Source organism: uncultured Pseudokineococcus sp., assembly GCF_947495735.1.
Lineage (GTDB): Bacteria > Actinomycetota > Actinomycetes > Actinomycetales > Quadrisphaeraceae > Pseudokineococcus.
Window position 1 is genome coordinate 1 of sequence record NZ_CANMAA010000012.1, and the last position, 15,146, is coordinate 15,146.

The following is a 15,146-nucleotide window of genomic DNA, read 5'->3' on the forward strand; positions in this document are numbered from 1 at the left end:
CCGGGTACTTCCTCGGTGCTGCCATGACTCTCATCCTCCCGTGCGATGAGAGCCTCCATCAGACCCGGTACGAGACAAGGTGATGCGCTCGAGGTCTCTGGGGGTGTAGCGGCGCTGGCCACCGGTGGTGCGGGCGATGGCGGGCAGGAGGCCGCTGCGCTCGTAGTACCGCAGGGCGTCGGCGGACAGGCCGGTGCTGGCGACGACCTCGGCGATGGGCACGACGTTCTCGCTCGGGTGCTCGACGTCGGCCACGGCGCGACGCTAAGACCTGGAGCGCACTCCAGGTCAAGCAGCAAGGAGCCGGAGCGCGTGCGCCTGACCGCGCCTCGACAGGACGGGCCAGCGATCGTTTGCGGGATGACCGGCAGTCGAGTGTCGCCTACGTCAACGCGGACCGGATCGACCGGCCGGGTGGCACAGTCGGCCGGGCAGTGGTCTCGCGGCGCGGCTGTCGACGGCCGCCGTGACGACCAAGATCAGGACCGGGCGCCCGCGTGAGCTCGGTCTTATAGGAGGGTGACGCATGGCACGGCAGGCGGTTCGGTCGGGAAGGGTGCCTTCGATTATCGGCGTCGTGCTGCTAGCGCTGTCTTCGCTGGATCACTACCTCTACGTCGGCGATGACCTCGAGCTCAACGTCCGCTTCGTCCCCGGACTGATCGGTGCCGTCTTTCTCATCGTGGGCCTGCTGCGGCTCTTCCGTCGCGTTGAGGGAACAAGCGTCCAGTCCGAGTGAGTGACTGAAGCGAGCCCCAAGGGGCTAGCTGGTCCCAGCTGACGATCGTGATGTGGGACGACCATGGCTGGCCTCGGGGGAGTAGCGGTCGCGACCGACCGAGGGGCCGAGCTGGCGGGGTTGTAACGCCGGCGGTCGTCTCGGGGAAGTGTGGGCATGGTGATGCCACGGAACGGCGAAGAACCCGCGGTGCAGGCGGTCGCGACGCAGCCAGAGGACTTCGAGACCTTCTACCGCGAGCACCTGCCCTTCGTGCGCTCCTACCTCGCCCGCCGAGTGAGCGACCCCTTCGTCATCGCTGACCTCACCGCCGACGTCTTCGTGGCCGTCATCCGATCCGCCGAGTCCTACCGGCGAGAGCTGGGCCCCCCACGCGCCTGGCTGACCGGGGTCGCCCGCCGGGTCCTGGCCGACCACTGGCGGGCAGGTGCACGCGAGAGCGACACCGTCCGACGACTGCAGGGGCGCCGGCTCCTGGACGACGACGGCGTCGACCGGATCGTCCAACGCGTCGACGCCGAGGCGGGGGCACGAGCCTTGCTGGCCTCGATCGCCCAGCTGCCCGACCCGCTGCGCAACGTCGTCGAGCTCGTCGCCGTCGACGGCCTCGCGGTCACCGACGCCGCAGCCGTCCTCGGCATCACCCCCGGCGCCGCGCGCGTGCGCTACCACCGCGCCCGCCGCGCACTCACCCACGACCTCCCCTCCGACCTCCACGAGGTGACCCTGTGAACGCCCAGCCCCCCACCGACCCCGACCTCGACGCCTTCGAGACGGCCCTCCTGGCCGACCTGAAGTCGGAGGTCCAGCGCAACGCAGACGCACGGCAGCAGCACGTGGTGCCGCCGACCAGTCCCGCGGCCCACCGCCGGCGGCGCTGGTACCTGCCCAGCGCCGCGGCGGTCGCCGCTGCTGCCGCCGTCGCTGTGACCGTGACGACCAACCTGCCCACGCCGGTCTACGCGGTCTCCCAGCGCATCAACGGCGAGGTCACCGTCGAGGTCAACCGACTCGAGGGCGCCGACGGCCTGGAGCAGGCGCTGCTCGAGCACGGCATTACCGCGGACGTCACCTACCTGCCCGAGGGCAAGGCCTGCGCACCCGGCCGGTACGACGTCGTGGACACCCCTGGCCTGACCCTGGGCGTCAGCGCAGAGCGCTTCGAGGTGACCATCCCGCCCAACTCCGTCGGCCCAGGCGACACCTTCGTGCTGTCGGCCGCGGTGGTGCCCCTGCCCGACGGCGTGACCGCGGCGGTCAACTTCGACGTCGCCCAGGGCCCCATCGCGCCGTGCCGGGTCATCGACGCGGCCTAGCGCGGCAGGCGTCACCGGAAGGTGTGTCGGATGACGATCGCCTGCGGGATGGCCAGGGGTACAGCGTCAGGGCCTGCGGCTACGTCCGAGTCGGAGGCCGAGGGATACGCCGGCGAGCACGAGCCCGGCGACGAGAGCGGCAAGACCCAGTAGCTGGCGACCTCCGAGGACCACGGGCAGCGCGGGACTGTCGTAGGCCTCGCTGGCGAGTGGCGCGTACGCGAACCAGCCGAAGCTCTGCGGCGGCGCGGTGGCCACCACGGCGACGCCGAGCACCACCAGGGCACCGGCGATCACGCTGAGCACGCGAGCCGCGCGGCTCACGACGGCCACGGCGAGCCCTCGCGGTCGGGTGCCGCGAACAGCCACGTGTCGACGTCCTCGTCCGTGAACCTGATCTGGGCCAGGACCAGGGCACAGCCCTCGAGCCGCGGAGGCACCGGCACCGCGTACCGGGCGGTGACCTCGGCCACCAGGTCCCGGACCATGCCCCGGTCCACGACGGCGATGCTGGGCGTCTCCCGCCCGGCCGGGTCGACCTCGCCGGCAGCGTCGAAGAGCCGGTCGAGGACTGCTGCCTCGAGATCCGCCACCGGCCAGGCCACGACCCACGGCAGCCGGGCCCTGACCAGAACCGTCTGCTCCCGCCAGAGCACCCCGCCGGGGGCGACGCCGTCACGGGCGGCCTCCGCCAGCCGCTTGAAGTCCTCCCGGTCGTCGCCCGTGCCGAGGTCGAACTCCTCCGCGTGCCGCGCCTCGAGGACGCCGTCCCTCGCGAAGAGCTCGGCCGCGTGCTCGGCCTCGGCCGCGGCCCACCTCACGACGTCTTCCAGCACGGCGACAGCATCCCGCTCTACGTGACGCGACACCAGGAGTCGACAGCGTTGGCGAACGGCAGTCTGGTTCCGCCCGACGAGTGGCCAGCGGAACGGGCCAGTAGGGGATCGACTGCTGGGACGCCCGTTCTCGCGCCACGGACTGGCTGTCACCCACTCGTGCAGCAGTCCCCGTGACTTCGCAAGCTTGAGGTCGTCGACGTACCAGGACTGCGCACCGGCTGGCGATTTCCGAGCGGGACGGCGGTGGGGGAGTGGTGGCGTCGACGCGGCGCCCTGCAGCTGCGTCGTCGGGCGGTGGTCACCTGCGTCGCGTCACGGCGGCCCCTGTCCTGCTCGTTCCTGTCGCCGTGGGCAGGACGCGCGCCACCTCCTCAGCGGCGACGTGCCTGCTTGACCTCGTACATCCCGGTGTCGGCGACAGCCATCACCTCATCGGGGGCCGAGCCCGGCGGTGCGGTGGTGGTGCCGATGCTGACGTCGATGCGGGCCACGCCCGAGGGCAGCTCGAACGGGACCCTCACGACCTCGCGCAGTCGTTCGGCCAGCTCGTGGAGCACCGGTCCCGGGCTTTCGCCGGGGCAGAGCACGACGAACTCGTCACCGCCGACCCGTGCCACGACGTCTCCGGGGCGCACCGCGCGCCGCAGTCGCTCGGCGACCCGCCCCAGCAGGGCGTCGCCGGCGGCGTGCCCCTGGGCGTCGTTGACACCCTTAAACCCGTCGAGGTCGCAGTAGAGCACCCCGCAGCCGGCAGCCGAGGGGTCCAGCAGCGACGTCAGGGCCTCGAACAGGGACCGGCGGTTGAGCAGCCCGGTCAGGGCGTCGGTGCTGGCGAGCTCGCGCAGCTGCGCTTCGGCCCGTCGCTGCTCGGTGACGTCGACGCCCACGCACGCCATCCGGTCCGGGTGGCCGTCCTCGTCGAGCAGGACGGTGTTGTGCCAGCGCAGCCGGTGGCGGCCGCCGTGGCGGTCCAGCCAGTCGCCCTCGGCCACGGAGCTGCGGCCGCTGGCGACGCCCATGGCCACACCGGCCCGGGCGAGCTCGCGGTCTTCGGGCACGACGACGGTCTGCCAGATGGCCTGTCCGACCATCTCCTCCTGGGTGAAGCCGGTCAGCTCCTCGCAGGCGGCGTTGAAGAGCACGAAGCGACCCTCGACGTCCAGGATGCACATCAGGGCCGCGGTGTTGTGCAGCACCGCCCGCGCCATGTCCCGGTGCAGCCGCGAGGGGTCCCCCTGGCCCGCCGTCCCGGGCGTTCGCGCCGAGGTCGACGACCTGGGGCGCGGTGGCACAGGAGTGCGGTGCTCGATGCTGACCAACGGCTGCCTGTCCACGCCCGCTCCTCGACCTCGTCGCACTCGCCCGGCCCGACTCCCCTGGCTCGACTTGCCCGGCCTCATCTGCTGCCCCCTCAGTCATCGGATGCTTCGGCGGCCGGGTGTACCCGTCGCGGCAGGCGTCGCCCGCTCGGCGGCGCCGGCGCAGCCGCCCGCACGGGGATCGTCAGCGGGACGCTGACCGGCCAGCGATCGTCTGCGGGATGGTCTTGTCGGGCATGGTGGCGTAGTGATGTCGTTGCCGGCTGGAGAACCGCCCGCGGGCCCGTGGCGTACGGCGCCGCTGGCTGAGCTGCTGGACGTGCTGGAGCAGGTGGCGGGGACGCCGACCGGTCGACCCCGGGTGGTGGCGGTCGACGGTCGCGGCGCCAGCGGGAAGTCCACGCTCGCCGAGCAACTCCACCGCGCGGTCCCGGCGTCGGCGGTCGTGCACACCGATGACGTGGCCTGGCACCACTCGTTCTTCGACTGGACGGACCTGCTGGCTGGCGGGGTGCTGGAGCCCGTGCGGCGGGGAGAGGCGGTGAGTTACCGCCCACCGGGCTGGGTCGCGCGCGAGCGGCCAGGCGCCGTCGCGGTGCCCGCGGGACTCGACCTGGTCGTCGTCGAGGGAGTCGGGGCCGGCCGGCGCGAGCTGGAGGGTCTGTTGGACGCGGTGGTGTGGGTGCAGTCCGACTTCGCGGAGGCAGAGCGTCGTGGCATCGCCCGCGACATCGCCGAGGGCGTCAACGGTGATGTCGAGGAGTCGACGGCCTTCTGGTTCGAGTGGATGGCCGAGGAGCTCGCCTTCGTCGATCAGCAGCGACCGTGGGAGCGCGCCTGCCTCGTCGTGGCGGGCACAGCACCCGACGTCTCGGAGGGCCACGTCGTCCTCGCCCCACCTCCGACGCCATCCCAGTAGGCGATCGGATGTGGGACTGCCCGCGCTGCTGCGGGCGACGTGGCCCGGGGGTCGAGCGAGCGGCGGTCAGGGGTGGGGGACGGCGTCCTCGTCGACGAGCTGCTCGTGCAGGGTCGTCGTGCGCTCGATGACGTGGAAAGTGACCGAGTGGTTGCTCAGGCGGTACATCTCGAGCTGGCGGCGGACCTCGTCGGGGTCGGTGATGGCGGTGCTCACTCGTACCCAGCGCTCGTCGCGGGTCATGACGATGTCCCACTCACGACGGACATGATCGGCCAGGTCCAAGGCGTGCGGAGCCTGGCTCGGTGGGCCGCCGGAGGTCTCGTCGCGGCGCCTGGCCTGCGCGCCTGAGCGCGGGGTCGGGGCCACCTCGGGTGCTCGAGGAGCCCGTGACGGCGCGGGCTTCCAGAGCGGGGGCTGGCGTGGCGCGGGGGAGGGCACGGGTCCCAGTCTCGCGGGCGAACCCACACCACTGGCGGACCCCGGCGGGTCCGTGCGCGGTGACCCGGTGTCGGAGGCCGACGGCGTGGCTGGGGTTGACTCCCAGCCCATCGTCAAGAATTCTTGACGGTATGGCGGATGTGGTGGGACTGGCGCGCTCGAGCGCGGCAAGCATCGGTGCGCAGGCGTACGCGGCGATTGGGCCCCGGCTGGAGGCCGGTCAGGGGCAGTTTGCGCTCGAGGCCGTCGCGGCCGCCCGCGCGGGGCTGGACGTGCTGGAGCGCCAGGCGGTCGCGATGGCCCGCGAGCAGGGCAGCTCCTGGGCCGACGTCGGGGCCGTGCTGGGGATCAGCAAGCAGGCCGCCCAGCAGCGCTTCGGCGCGACCCCGGGGGCGGCGTGAGCGACGACCGCGCCGCCTCGGCCGGCGGGGCGCAGGCCTCGACGCTGCCCGAGCTGGACGTCGCCCGGGTCAAGCGCTGGTGCGCCGCCCGGGTGCCCGAGCGCGTGCGGCACGAGATGCGGGTCGAGTGCGAGGTCGCCCCGCGGCACCTGACGATCGTGGAGCGACGGGCGCCCTACGACGAGCAGCAGTTCGGGCCGGAGTGGACCAGCTTCCCGATCGCCCGACTGCGGTACACCAAGACCCGGGGCGAGTGGTCGCTGTATTGGCGGGACCGGCACATGCGCTTCCACCCCTACGACGAGCGGTTCGCGTTCGCGCCCTCGCGGGACGTCGAGGCGCTGCTCGCCGAGGTCGACCGCGACCCCACCAGCATCTTCTGGGGCTGACCGGACCCGCTGTCCGGCCTCTCTCGTGTCTAGCCGATAAGCTAGATTACGACAACAGTCGCACGCAGGTCACTTCCGACCTGGCGCCGAGGCCCTCGCCGGTCTCCGACTGGCGACCGGCAGACGTCTCGTCCGTCCCGCGTCACCGCAGTTCCAGTGCCTGGCGTGACGCCGCGGAGGGCCACTGCCTGTCGCCTCGCGGCCGCTGCAGCGCCGGAACTCGAGTGCCGTCGGTGCTGGAGCCGTCGGTGCCGGGGTGCGGGTGCTGGCGCCCGTCAGCGCTCGGGCAGGCGCGGGCCGGGGCCGGTGACGTCGTCGAGCAGATCGCCGTCGACCTCGAGCCGCTCGAGGACCTGCGCGGGGGAGAGCTGGGCGAGGCCGTCGTCCAGCTCGTCCCAGGTGCGTGGCGCCGCCACGCGGGGCTGCTCGCGACCCCGCAGCGAGTACGGCGTGACCGTCGTCTTGGACCACGTGTTCTGCGACCAGTCCAGCAGGACCTTCCCCTGCCGCCGGGCCTTCGTCATGGTCGCCACGACCTCGCGGGGCCGGTCGCGAGCCAGCCCCTCGGCGAGGCGTCGCACGTAGTCGCGCACGACGTCGGCGTCCTGCTCCCCGGAGACGGCGGCGTACAGCTGCAGGCCCTTGCTGCCGCTGGTGACCGGCCGCGGGTCGAGGCCGTCTGCCTCGAGCCGGTCGGCGACGACGTGCGCCAGCGCCGCGCACTCGGCGAGCCCCGTGCCGGGGCCGGGGTCGAGGTCGATGACCAGGCGGTCGGGGTGGGCGGTCCGCGCCGGGTGCCGGCCGCCGGCGCCCGCGGCGTCCTCCTCGGGCAGCACGCGCCACTGGGGCGTGTGCAGCTCGATCGCCGAGAGGTTGGCGGCCCACACCAGCCCCGCGACGTCGTCCAGCAGGGGGAAGACGACGACCTCGGGCGGGGCCTCCCCGTCGCCGTGCTGGTCGGAGGAGCCGCGTCGGTCGGACGAGCCCCGCGGCCGGTCGGACGAGCGGAGCGGCACGCGGGCCGTGCGCACCCACGACGGGGCGCCGGCCGGCGCGTTCTTCTCGAAGAAGGACTCGTCGCCCACGCCGTGCGGCCACCGGACCCGGGTCACCGGGCGGTCCCGGAGCTGGCGGAGCAGGGGCTCGGCGGCGCGCGCGACGTAGTCGAGCACCTCCGCCTTCGTCGTCCCCGTGGCCGGGTACAGCACCTTCTCGAGCGAGGTGAGCCGCAGCCGGCGCCCTCCGACGTCGACGAGCTGCTCGGTCGCCTCGTGCTTCGGGGTCACCGCCGCCACCGCCCCGGTCCGCGCTCCTCGGCGCCCGCCGCGGCCGTCGCGGCGTCCACGACGTCGGCCTCCGCGTCCTCGCGCAGGCCGACGTACGCGGGATGCCGCAGGCGCCCGCCCGTCGTCGAGCCGAGCGAGCGCACCTCGGCGCGCAGCGAGGGCTCCACCCAGACGGCGCCGCGGGCGTCGACGGCGGGGACCTCGGTCGCGAAGGGGGAGGACTCGCGCTGCAGGAGGCCCAGCTGCGGCGCGAGCAGCGCGCCCGCCCGCGGGCCGATGCCGCTCCCGACGCGCCCGAGGTAGACCAGCCGGCCGTCGGCGTCCGGCGCCCCCACGAGCAGGGCTCCGACGCGGTCGCGCGTGCCCTCCTGCGGCCGCCAGCCGCCGACGACGACGGTGCGCGCCGCGCGGTGCGCCGCCTTCACCCACGCGGGGCTGCGCTCGCCGGGTCGGTAGCGCGAGTCCCACCGCTTGGCCACGCCCCCCTCGAGCCCCTGCGCGCGGGTGGCCGCGAGCACGTCGGCGCCGTCGTCGAAGACGGGGGAGAGCTGCAGCGCGGCCCCGCCGACGTCGAGGTCGCCCCAGCTCGCCACGAGGGGCTCCAGCACGGCGCGGCGCTCGCGCAGCGGAGCCTCGAGCAGGCTCTCGCCGTCGGTGCGGAGGACGTCGAAGACGACGTAGACCACCGGCACCGAGCGCGCGGCGGCCGCGGCGCGGGCGCCGGAGAGCCCGAGCCGGGGCGCGAGGACGCCGAAGGACGGCCGCCCCTGCGCGTCGAGGGCGACGACCTCGCCGTCCAGGAGCAGGTCGTCCCCGGCGCCGTCCGCCGTCGCAGCGAGGCCCGCGAGGTCGGGGAAGGCGCCCGTGACGTCGCGCTCGGTGCGGCTGGCGAGGCGCGTGCGACCGCTGCTCAGGTCGGCCAGCAGCCGCATGCCGTCCCACTTGACCTCGTACGCCCAGGTCCTCCCGTCACCGGGGAGCGACCCGGGCGTGCGCGTGGGGGTGGCGAGCATGGGGCGCACCGGTCGATCATGGCGGCGAAGGCGGACGAGCGCCGGGCGAGCCGCCCCGGTGCCGGCCCCCGCCGGGGAGGGGGCGGTCGTGAGGGCCATCTGGAAGGGCGCCGTGTCCTTCGGGCTCGTCTCGGTGCCGGTCAAGGTCTACGCCGCCACCGGCACGAACGACGTGAAGTTCCACCAGGTGCACGAGCCCGACGGCGGGCGCATCCGCTACAAGCGCGTCTGCAGCGTCGACGGCGAGGAGGTGCCCTACCCCGAGATCGCCAAGGGCTACGAGACCGCGGACGGCGAGCAGGTGGTCCTGTCCGACGAGGACCTCTCCGAGCTGCCGCTCTCCAGCAGCCGCGAGATCGACGTCGTGGAGTTCGTGCCCTCCGAGCAGGTCGACCCCGTGCTGTTCAACAAGGCGTACTACCTCGAGCCCGAGCGGACGGCGCTGAAGCCGTACACGCTGCTGCGCGAGGCGCTCGCGGCGACCGACCGCGTGGCCGTGGTGAAGGTCGCTTTGCGGCAGCGGGAGTCGCTGGCCCTGCTGCGGGTGCGCGACGACGTCATCTGCCTGCAGACGCTGCTGTGGCCCGACGAGGTGCGCGAGGCCTCGTTCGACGTGCTGTCCGCCGACGTCGAGCTGCGGCCCCAGGAGACGAAGATGGCGGCCTCGCTGGTGGAGTCGCTCGCGGGGGACTTCGACCCCGACGCGTTCACCGACGGCTACGCCGCGGCGGTCACCGAGATGGTCGAGGCCAAGATCAGCGCCGGCGAGACCCGCCGCCCGCCCGCCGAGGGCGGGGACGAGGGCGGCGACGGCGAGGGCGCCCAGGTCGTCGACCTGCTCTCGGCGCTGCAGCGCAGCGTCGACCGGGCCCGGCGCGACCGCGGGGAAGAGGTCGAGGAGGCCGAGGCGCCCGCCCCGAAGCGCTCGCGCCGGCGGACGGCGTCCGCCGAGGAGCCGGACGACTCCTCCGAGGGCAAGGGCGCCGACGAGGAGCAGCCGGCGCCGCGCCGTCGCCGCTCGACGTCGGGGACCTCGCGCACGAAGGCGGCCGAGGAGCCCTCGGACGGCGAGGAGGAGGCGCCGCGCGCGACCACCAGGGCGAGGAGCGGGTCGCGCTCGGGAGCCGCGGCCTCGAAGACCTCGGCCTCGAAGACCTCCCCGTCGAGGGCGACCTCGTCGCGGAGCGCGTCGTCGAAGACCTCCTCGAGCACGTCCACCTCGACGAGCGGGACCTCGACGCGCAGCCGGTCGGAGGACGACGCCGAGGAGGCGCCGAAGCCGGCGCGGCGGACGCGCAAGAAGTCGGCGTAGCCCGGGCCGCAGGGACGGGCGCCGGCCTCACGTCCGCGCGCGGGCGCTCGCTCAGCCCGGGGCCGCTGGCTCGGCCTCGAGCCAGCGGCGGATGGTGGCGGGAGCGCTCGGGGCCACCTCGTGGCCGACCCCCTCGAGCACCCGCACGTCGAGGTCGGCGGCGGGCGCCAGCGCCGGCAGCTCGGCCAGCGCCGGGAAGCCGGTGAACAGGAACGGCACGAGGTCGGTGCCCTCGACGGGGACCGCGCGGTCCTGGGCCCCCGCCAGGTGCAGCGCCGTGAACGCCCCGGGGCACCGCGGCACGGCGATCGAGGCGTTGACGACGGCGATCGCCGCGACGTCCTCGGGGTGCTCGCAGGCCAGGCGGTAGGCGAGCATCCCGCCGTTGGAGTAGCCGACGACGTACGCGCGCGCCGCCCCTCGCGAGCGCAGGTCGGCCAGCAGGCGCCGCAGGTAGCCGACGTCGTCGACGCCGGAGCGCGCCGCCGACCCGCAGCAGGTGCCGGCGTCCCAGCTCGGCCGGTCGCCGAGACCGGTCGGCAGCACGACGACCGCGTCCAGCGCCCGGGCCAGCGCCGGCGCGTCGAGCCGGTCGGCGACCTGCGCTGCGCTGCTCGTGTAGCCGTGCAGCACCAGGACGGCGGTCTCGCCGACGGCGCGGGGCAGGGCCGAGGAGGTCGTGACCTGGCCGCCGGCGCCGGGGCGCAGCACCATGAGCGGGCGCTCGACGTCGGGCACGGCCGCGACCAGCGGGTCGGGGACGGGGGTCTGCGGCGCACCGGCGGCCGGACCGGCCGCGGCGCCGTCGCGCAGGTCCCCGCCGAGGGCGCCGGGCAGGGCGAGCAGGCCGGTGGTCGGCAGGGCCACCAGCGACAGCGCCGCCGCGAGGACGCCCGCGGCCCAGCGCGCGCGGATGGCGCGTCGGCGGGGCCGGGGCTCTCCGGCCTGGTGCTGCTCGGGCACCCGAGCATCCTCGGGCAGGACGCTCCGGAAGGGGAGCCCCCGGCGGGCATCGTGACCCGTCCGTGCCCGCGGACGGACCGGCGGCGGTGGTCGCGGGGCCGCCGCAGGGGCGCTGTGGCACTGTTCCCACGTGGCCATCACCGAGGACGCCGCCCCGCCCGCGCTGCGGCCCCTGCACGCCCGCACGGTCGCGCTCAGCGACGCGCTGCACCGGCGAGCCGTCCGGAGGGCGCTCGACCAGGGCTGGCAGCCCTCGCTCAGCGTCTACGCCGGCTACGGCTCGCCTCGCCGCGTGCGCGTCCTGGGCCGGCTGCTGCTCACGGCGCCCGACCACCGGGACCCCACCGGTCGCCCCGAGGTGGTGCGCGGCTGGCGCAGCTTCCTCACCGTCCCGGTGCGCGACGCGCCGGTGGTCGTCGAGGTGGGGGGTCAGGAGCACGAGGTGCTCACCGACCGCGGGGGCTACGTCGACGTCACGCTCACCGCGGACCTCGAGCCCGGCTGGCAGGACGTCGTCCTGCGCGCGGAGGGCGCCGAGCCGGCGACGGCGCCCGTGCGCATCATCGGCGACGACGTCGAGGTCGGGCTCCTCAGCGACATCGACGACACCGTCATGGTGACGGCGCTCCCGCGCCCGTTCCTCGCCGCGTGGCACACCTTCGTCCTCGACGAGCACGCGCGGAACCCGGTGCCCGGCATGGCGGTGCTCTACGAGCGCATCACCCGGGCCCACCGCGACGCGCCGGTCCTCTACCTGTCCACCGGGGCCTGGAACGTGGCGCCGACGCTCACGCGCTTCTTGCACCGGCACCTGTACCCGCGCGGGCCGCTGCTGCTGACCGACTGGGGGCCGACCCCCGACCGCTGGTTCCGCAGCGGGCGCCTGCACAAGGAGAGGACGCTGCGCCAGCTGGCGCAGGAGTTCCCGCACGTCCGCTGGCTGCTCGTGGGGGACGACGGCCAGCACGACGAGGCGATCTACGAGGCCTTCGCCCGCGAGCACCCGGAGAACGTGGCCGCCGTCGCCATCAGGCACCTGTCGCCGACGGAGTCGATGCTGGCGCAGGGCCTCCCGGCGCCGCAGGGGGCTCCGGTGCGGGAGGAGAGCGAGCACGCCTGGGTCTCCGCGCCCGACGGCGCCGGTCTGGCCAAGCTGCTGCGCGAGGCCGGCCAGCTCTAGGGCCCAGCCCGGGCGCCAGCTCCCGGACCTCCGGCGCGCGCCAGCCGGATCAGGGAGGGGCAGCCGGGGCGCGCGCGGCTGCCGGTGGCGGTGGCCGGACGTCCTCGTCAACAGCGCGGCCGCAGGGTCGCGCGGGCGACCCGAGCGCTGGAGCTAGGGGCGCTGCTCGGGGGCGGCGGGCACCGGGGCCCCCGCGAGCTCGGCGACGGGCGAGGTGCGACGGCGCAGCAGCGGGGTGCGGTCGCTGCACCGCACCTCGAAGGCGGCCATGGCCAGCAGCACCGGCAGGACGAGGAGGGGGAGCAGCAGGACGAGGTAGGTCATGAGCGCGCTTCCGTGCGACGTCACGACCGGTGCGTCCACCTCGCGCCAGCCGCCACGGGTTCGACCCGCGCCTCGAGGGTGGTGCAGGGGCAGCGGTCGCGCACCTGGGACGCGCGCGCGTCGAGACACGGTCGGGTAACGACTCCAGCGGGACGCCGCTTCGGCTGCGCCCGTCCGGATGACGACTCCGGCGGTGACGCCGCCCCGGCCGCGCCTGTGCGGACGCGCGCGGCCGTCGACTCCGTGCTGTGCTGTGGACATGGCTGACGCAGACATCTGGGACAGGATCCGCACGGCTCGCGACTTCTCGCTCGAGGCCGAGAAGAAGGAGCGCGAGCGCATCGCCGAGGCGAAGACCTCCGAGCTCCAGCACGCCGCCTCGGTGCGCCTGGCCACGCGCCAGGCGGTGCGCGAGGCCCTGGACGTCGTCCTCGACGAGGACACCTCGCCCCCCGGCGCCGAGCGCGAGGCCTGAGCGCCGACCGACGGCGTCGCCCCTGACGGGGCGGCGGGCACGAGGGCCCTCGCGGGTACCGGTCTCGACTGGCACCTGCGGGGGCCCTCGCGCACGCTCAGCCGGTGAGCGCAGCCGTCCTGTGGTTCCGGCGCGACCTGCGCCTCGGTGACAACCCGGCGCTGCTGGCCGCCCTGGAGCGCGGGGGCGACGACGGCGTCGTGCCCCTGTTCGTCCTGGACCCCCGGGTGTGGGAGCCGTCGGGGGACCCCCGGCGCCGCTTCCTCGTCGGGTGCCTGCAGGCGCTGCGGGAGGCCACCGGCGGAGCCCTGCTGGTGCGCCGGGGGGACCCGCGCGACGTCGTCCCGGCCGTGGTCCGCGAGGCGGGCGCGGGCTCGGTGCACGTCGCCCGCGACGTCGGGCCCTACGGGCGGCGCCGCGACGCCGCGGTCCGCGAGGCCCTCGCGGCGCTCGCCGGGGACGACGGCGCCGGCGTGCCCCTCGTCGAGGACGGCACCTCCTACGCCGTCGGGCCGGGCAGGGTCGTCAAGAGCGACGGGACGCCCTTCCAGGTCTTCACCCCGTTCTCCCGCGCCTGGCGCGCCCACGGAGTGCCCGGGCCCGCCCCGACGCCGGGAGCGGTGCCCTGGGCGCGGCTCGACGGGCCCGACGAGTTGCCGGACGCGCCGCCCGTGGACGCCGACCTCCTCGAGCCGGGGGAGGACGCCGCCCGGGCCGCCTGGCGCTCGTTCCGCGACGAGCGGCTGGACCACTACGCCGACGAGCGGGACCGGCCGGACCTGGACTCCACCAGCCGCATGTCGGCCTACCTGCACCTGGGGTGCGTCCACCCGCGCACGCTCGTCGCGGAGGCCGGGGCGCGCGGTGGCGCGGGCGCCGAGGCGTACGTGCGGGAGCTGTGCTTCCGGGACTTCTACGCCGACGTCCTGTGGCACCGGCCCGACTCGGCGCGCGAGGCGTACAAGCCCGACCTCGTCGACATGGAGCACGACGACGGCGACGTGGCCCGGGAGCGGGTGCGCGCGTGGGAGCAGGGGCGCACGGGCTACCCGATCATCGACGCGGCGATGCGCCAGCTGCTCGGCCAGGGCTGGATGCACAACCGCATGCGGATGCTCGTCGCGTCCTTCTACGTCAAGGACCTGCACCAGCGCTGGCAGCCGGGGGCGCGGTTCTTCCTCCAGCACCTCGTGGACGGCGACCTGGCGTCCAACAACCACGGGTGGCAGTGGGTGGCCGGGTCGGGCACGGACGCCTCGCCCTACTTCCGGGTGTTCAACCCCGTGCTGCAGGGCAGGAAGTTCGACCCGCGTGGCGACTACGTCCGGCGGTGGGTGCCCGAGCTGCGGGGTGTCGAGGGCGCCGCCGTGCACGAGCCGTGGGCCCTGCCGGGCGGGGTGCCCGACGGCTACCCGGAGCGCGTCGTCGACCACGCCGCGGAGCGCCAGGTGGCGCTCGACCGCTACCAGGCGGTGCGGGGCGGCTGACCCGTGCTCCCCGGGGGCCTGCGCCGCTCGGCGCCGAGCTCGGCTCCCCACCAGGCCTCGTCGTCGTCCTCGGCGGGCGGAGGAGGCGCCGGTGGGGCGGTGGGGCCGCGGGCCGCGGCGGCGGACGCCGCGGCGTAGTGCAGGCGCACGCCCACCTCGAGCTGGGGGTCGGTGGCGCGGTCGGGGTCCAGCCGGGGAGCGCTGAGGACGACGTCCCGGGAGTGCGGGACCACCACGGTCGTCCCGCGCAGGACGCACCCGTCCACGGGGACCGGCACGTCCGCCGCGCGCAGGAGCCCGGTCGCGACGACCAGCCACTGCGGGGACCCGTCCGGGCCGGCGAGGACGGCGCTGACGCGGCCGACCCGCTCGCCGTCGACGGAGCGCACGAGGGCCCTGAAGAGGTCGTCGGCGCTCCTCGCCGCGTAGTCGTCCGGCGGCTCGGGCGACGGCGGTCGCAGGGGCGGGTGCTGCCGCGCGGGCTGGTCGTCCGAGGCGCGCCGGTCCGGCCCGCGCGCCGACGGCCCCCTCGCGCGGCCCGTGGCGCGCGCTCGTCCCGGCCCGGTCGACGTCCTCCTGCTGCGGCCCATGCTCCACGGTGCCCCAGGGCGGGCGGTCGCACCAGGCCTCCCGGTGAACCGGGGCAGGTCGGACGGGGTGATCTGCGTCGCACCCCGCACCCGGCACCCCGCACCCCGCACCCCGCACCCCGACCCGCACGGGGCCCGGGCCCGCGGGGCGTC

Annotated in this window: 20 protein-coding genes; 10 read left to right on the forward strand and 10 right to left on the reverse strand. The window is 75.3% G+C overall.

Going from position 1 to position 15,146, the window contains the following annotated elements; genetic code table 11:
* Nucleotides 1–30 precede the first annotated feature (30 nt).
* Nucleotides 31–255 (reverse strand): MerR family transcriptional regulator, encoded by a 225-nt coding sequence (locus tag Q0848_RS14435; RefSeq protein WP_299038741.1) that lies wholly within the window; start codon nucleotides 253–255, stop codon nucleotides 31–33.
* 271 nt (nucleotides 256–526) lie between these two features.
* Here Q0848_RS14435 and Q0848_RS14440 point away from each other — a divergent pair, with 271 nt between their 5' ends.
* The 3 genes from Q0848_RS14440 (at nucleotide 527) to Q0848_RS14450 (ending at nucleotide 2,055) form a co-directional block, all read left to right on the forward strand.
* Nucleotides 527–739, forward strand: a complete 213-nt coding sequence (locus tag Q0848_RS14440) for a hypothetical protein (protein ID WP_299038743.1) — start codon at nucleotides 527–529, stop codon at nucleotides 737–739.
* Nucleotides 740–895: 156 nt separating this feature from the next.
* Nucleotides 896–1,471 (forward strand): RNA polymerase sigma factor, encoded by a 576-nt coding sequence (locus Q0848_RS14445; RefSeq protein WP_299038745.1) that lies wholly within the window; start codon nucleotides 896–898, stop codon nucleotides 1,469–1,471.
* Nucleotides 1,468–2,055, forward strand: a complete 588-nt coding sequence (locus tag Q0848_RS14450) for a hypothetical protein (RefSeq protein ID WP_299038747.1) — start codon at nucleotides 1,468–1,470, stop codon at nucleotides 2,053–2,055. The genes Q0848_RS14445 and Q0848_RS14450 overlap by 4 nt, the downstream gene beginning before the upstream one ends.
* A 66-nt stretch (nucleotides 2,056–2,121) precedes the next feature.
* Here the strand turns inward: Q0848_RS14450 and Q0848_RS14455 are convergent, their stop codons facing one another.
* The 3 genes from Q0848_RS14455 to Q0848_RS14465 all read right to left on the reverse strand — a co-directional run bounded on the left by Q0848_RS14455 (nucleotide 2,122) and on the right by Q0848_RS14465 (nucleotide 4,228).
* Nucleotides 2,122–2,388 carry a hypothetical protein gene (locus Q0848_RS14455; RefSeq protein ID WP_299038748.1) on the reverse strand — a complete coding sequence of 89 codons (267 nt, stop codon included), beginning with the start codon at nucleotides 2,386–2,388 and terminating at the stop codon, nucleotides 2,122–2,124.
* Nucleotides 2,376–2,891 (reverse strand): hypothetical protein, encoded by a 516-nt coding sequence (locus Q0848_RS14460; protein WP_299038749.1) that lies wholly within the window; start codon nucleotides 2,889–2,891, stop codon nucleotides 2,376–2,378. The genes Q0848_RS14455 and Q0848_RS14460 overlap by 13 nt, the downstream gene beginning before the upstream one ends.
* Before the next feature lie 374 nt (nucleotides 2,892–3,265).
* Nucleotides 3,266–4,228: a sensor domain-containing diguanylate cyclase gene (locus Q0848_RS14465; RefSeq protein WP_299038751.1), complete on the reverse strand. Its 963-nt coding sequence runs from the start codon at nucleotides 4,226–4,228 to the stop codon at nucleotides 3,266–3,268.
* A gap of 304 nt (nucleotides 4,229–4,532) precedes the next feature.
* On the opposite strand from Q0848_RS14465, the gene Q0848_RS14470 reads away from it, so the two are divergent.
* Entirely contained in the window at nucleotides 4,533–5,132 is a 600-nt protein-coding gene (locus Q0848_RS14470; RefSeq protein ID WP_299038753.1) for a uridine kinase, read from the forward strand.
* Between the two features lie 66 nt (nucleotides 5,133–5,198).
* Here Q0848_RS14470 and Q0848_RS14475 read toward each other — a convergent pair whose 3' ends face one another.
* Nucleotides 5,199–5,375: a hypothetical protein gene (locus Q0848_RS14475; protein WP_299038755.1), complete on the reverse strand. Its 177-nt coding sequence runs from the start codon at nucleotides 5,373–5,375 to the stop codon at nucleotides 5,199–5,201.
* A 329-nt stretch (nucleotides 5,376–5,704) separates the two neighbouring features.
* Here Q0848_RS14475 and Q0848_RS14480 point away from each other — a divergent pair, with 329 nt between their 5' ends.
* Together Q0848_RS14480 and Q0848_RS14485 are read left to right on the forward strand one after the other, a co-directional pair.
* A complete protein-coding gene (locus Q0848_RS14480; RefSeq protein WP_299038757.1) occupies nucleotides 5,705–5,974 on the forward strand; it encodes a hypothetical protein in 270 nt (89 codons plus the stop codon).
* Nucleotides 5,971–6,363, forward strand: a complete 393-nt coding sequence (locus Q0848_RS14485; protein WP_299038759.1) for a DUF3024 domain-containing protein — start codon at nucleotides 5,971–5,973, stop codon at nucleotides 6,361–6,363. Before Q0848_RS14480 ends, Q0848_RS14485 begins: the two co-directional genes overlap by 4 nt.
* A 275-nt stretch (nucleotides 6,364–6,638) precedes the next feature.
* Here Q0848_RS14485 and Q0848_RS14490 read toward each other — a convergent pair whose 3' ends face one another.
* Nucleotides 6,639–7,649, reverse strand: coding sequence for a hypothetical protein (locus Q0848_RS14490; RefSeq protein ID WP_299038761.1), 1,011 nt, complete (start codon nucleotides 7,647–7,649; stop codon nucleotides 6,639–6,641).
* Complete coding sequence (gene ligD, locus Q0848_RS14495) at nucleotides 7,646–8,662, reverse strand: non-homologous end-joining DNA ligase (RefSeq protein WP_299038934.1); 1,017 nt, start codon at nucleotides 8,660–8,662, stop codon at nucleotides 7,646–7,648. Before ligD ends, Q0848_RS14490 begins: the two co-directional genes overlap by 4 nt.
* A gap of 88 nt (nucleotides 8,663–8,750) precedes the next feature.
* On the opposite strand from ligD, the gene Q0848_RS14500 reads away from it, so the two are divergent.
* Nucleotides 8,751–9,974, forward strand: coding sequence for a Ku protein (locus Q0848_RS14500; RefSeq protein WP_299038763.1), 1,224 nt, complete (start codon nucleotides 8,751–8,753; stop codon nucleotides 9,972–9,974).
* Nucleotides 9,975–10,025: 51 nt separating this feature from the next.
* On the opposite strand, the gene Q0848_RS14505 is transcribed toward Q0848_RS14500, so the two are convergent.
* Complete coding sequence (locus tag Q0848_RS14505) at nucleotides 10,026–10,937, reverse strand: PHB depolymerase family esterase (RefSeq protein WP_299038764.1); 912 nt, start codon at nucleotides 10,935–10,937, stop codon at nucleotides 10,026–10,028.
* Nucleotides 10,938–11,142: 205 nt separating this feature from the next.
* Here Q0848_RS14505 and Q0848_RS14510 point away from each other — a divergent pair, with 205 nt between their 5' ends.
* A complete protein-coding gene (locus Q0848_RS14510) occupies nucleotides 11,143–12,117 on the forward strand; it encodes a phosphatase domain-containing protein (protein WP_366146622.1) in 975 nt (324 codons plus the stop codon).
* A 153-nt stretch (nucleotides 12,118–12,270) separates the two neighbouring features.
* Here the strand turns inward: Q0848_RS14510 and Q0848_RS14515 are convergent, their stop codons facing one another.
* Nucleotides 12,271–12,465, reverse strand: a complete 195-nt coding sequence (locus Q0848_RS14515; RefSeq protein WP_299038766.1) for a hypothetical protein — start codon at nucleotides 12,463–12,465, stop codon at nucleotides 12,271–12,273.
* Between the two features lie 235 nt (nucleotides 12,466–12,700).
* On the opposite strand from Q0848_RS14515, the gene Q0848_RS14520 reads away from it, so the two are divergent.
* Both Q0848_RS14520 and Q0848_RS14525 read left to right on the forward strand, forming a co-directional pair.
* Nucleotides 12,701–12,916 carry a hypothetical protein gene (locus tag Q0848_RS14520; protein ID WP_299038768.1) on the forward strand — a complete coding sequence of 72 codons (216 nt, stop codon included), beginning with the start codon at nucleotides 12,701–12,703 and terminating at the stop codon, nucleotides 12,914–12,916.
* Nucleotides 12,917–13,020: 104 nt separating this feature from the next.
* Nucleotides 13,021–14,403, forward strand: a complete 1,383-nt coding sequence (locus Q0848_RS14525; protein ID WP_299038770.1) for a deoxyribodipyrimidine photo-lyase — start codon at nucleotides 13,021–13,023, stop codon at nucleotides 14,401–14,403.
* Here the strand turns inward: Q0848_RS14525 and Q0848_RS14530 are convergent.
* On the reverse strand, nucleotides 14,379–14,993 hold the full coding sequence (locus Q0848_RS14530) for a PRC-barrel domain-containing protein (protein WP_299038773.1): 615 nt from the start codon (nucleotides 14,991–14,993) through the stop codon (nucleotides 14,379–14,381). The genes Q0848_RS14525 and Q0848_RS14530 overlap by 25 nt on opposite strands.
* Nucleotides 14,994–15,146 lie beyond the last annotated feature (153 nt).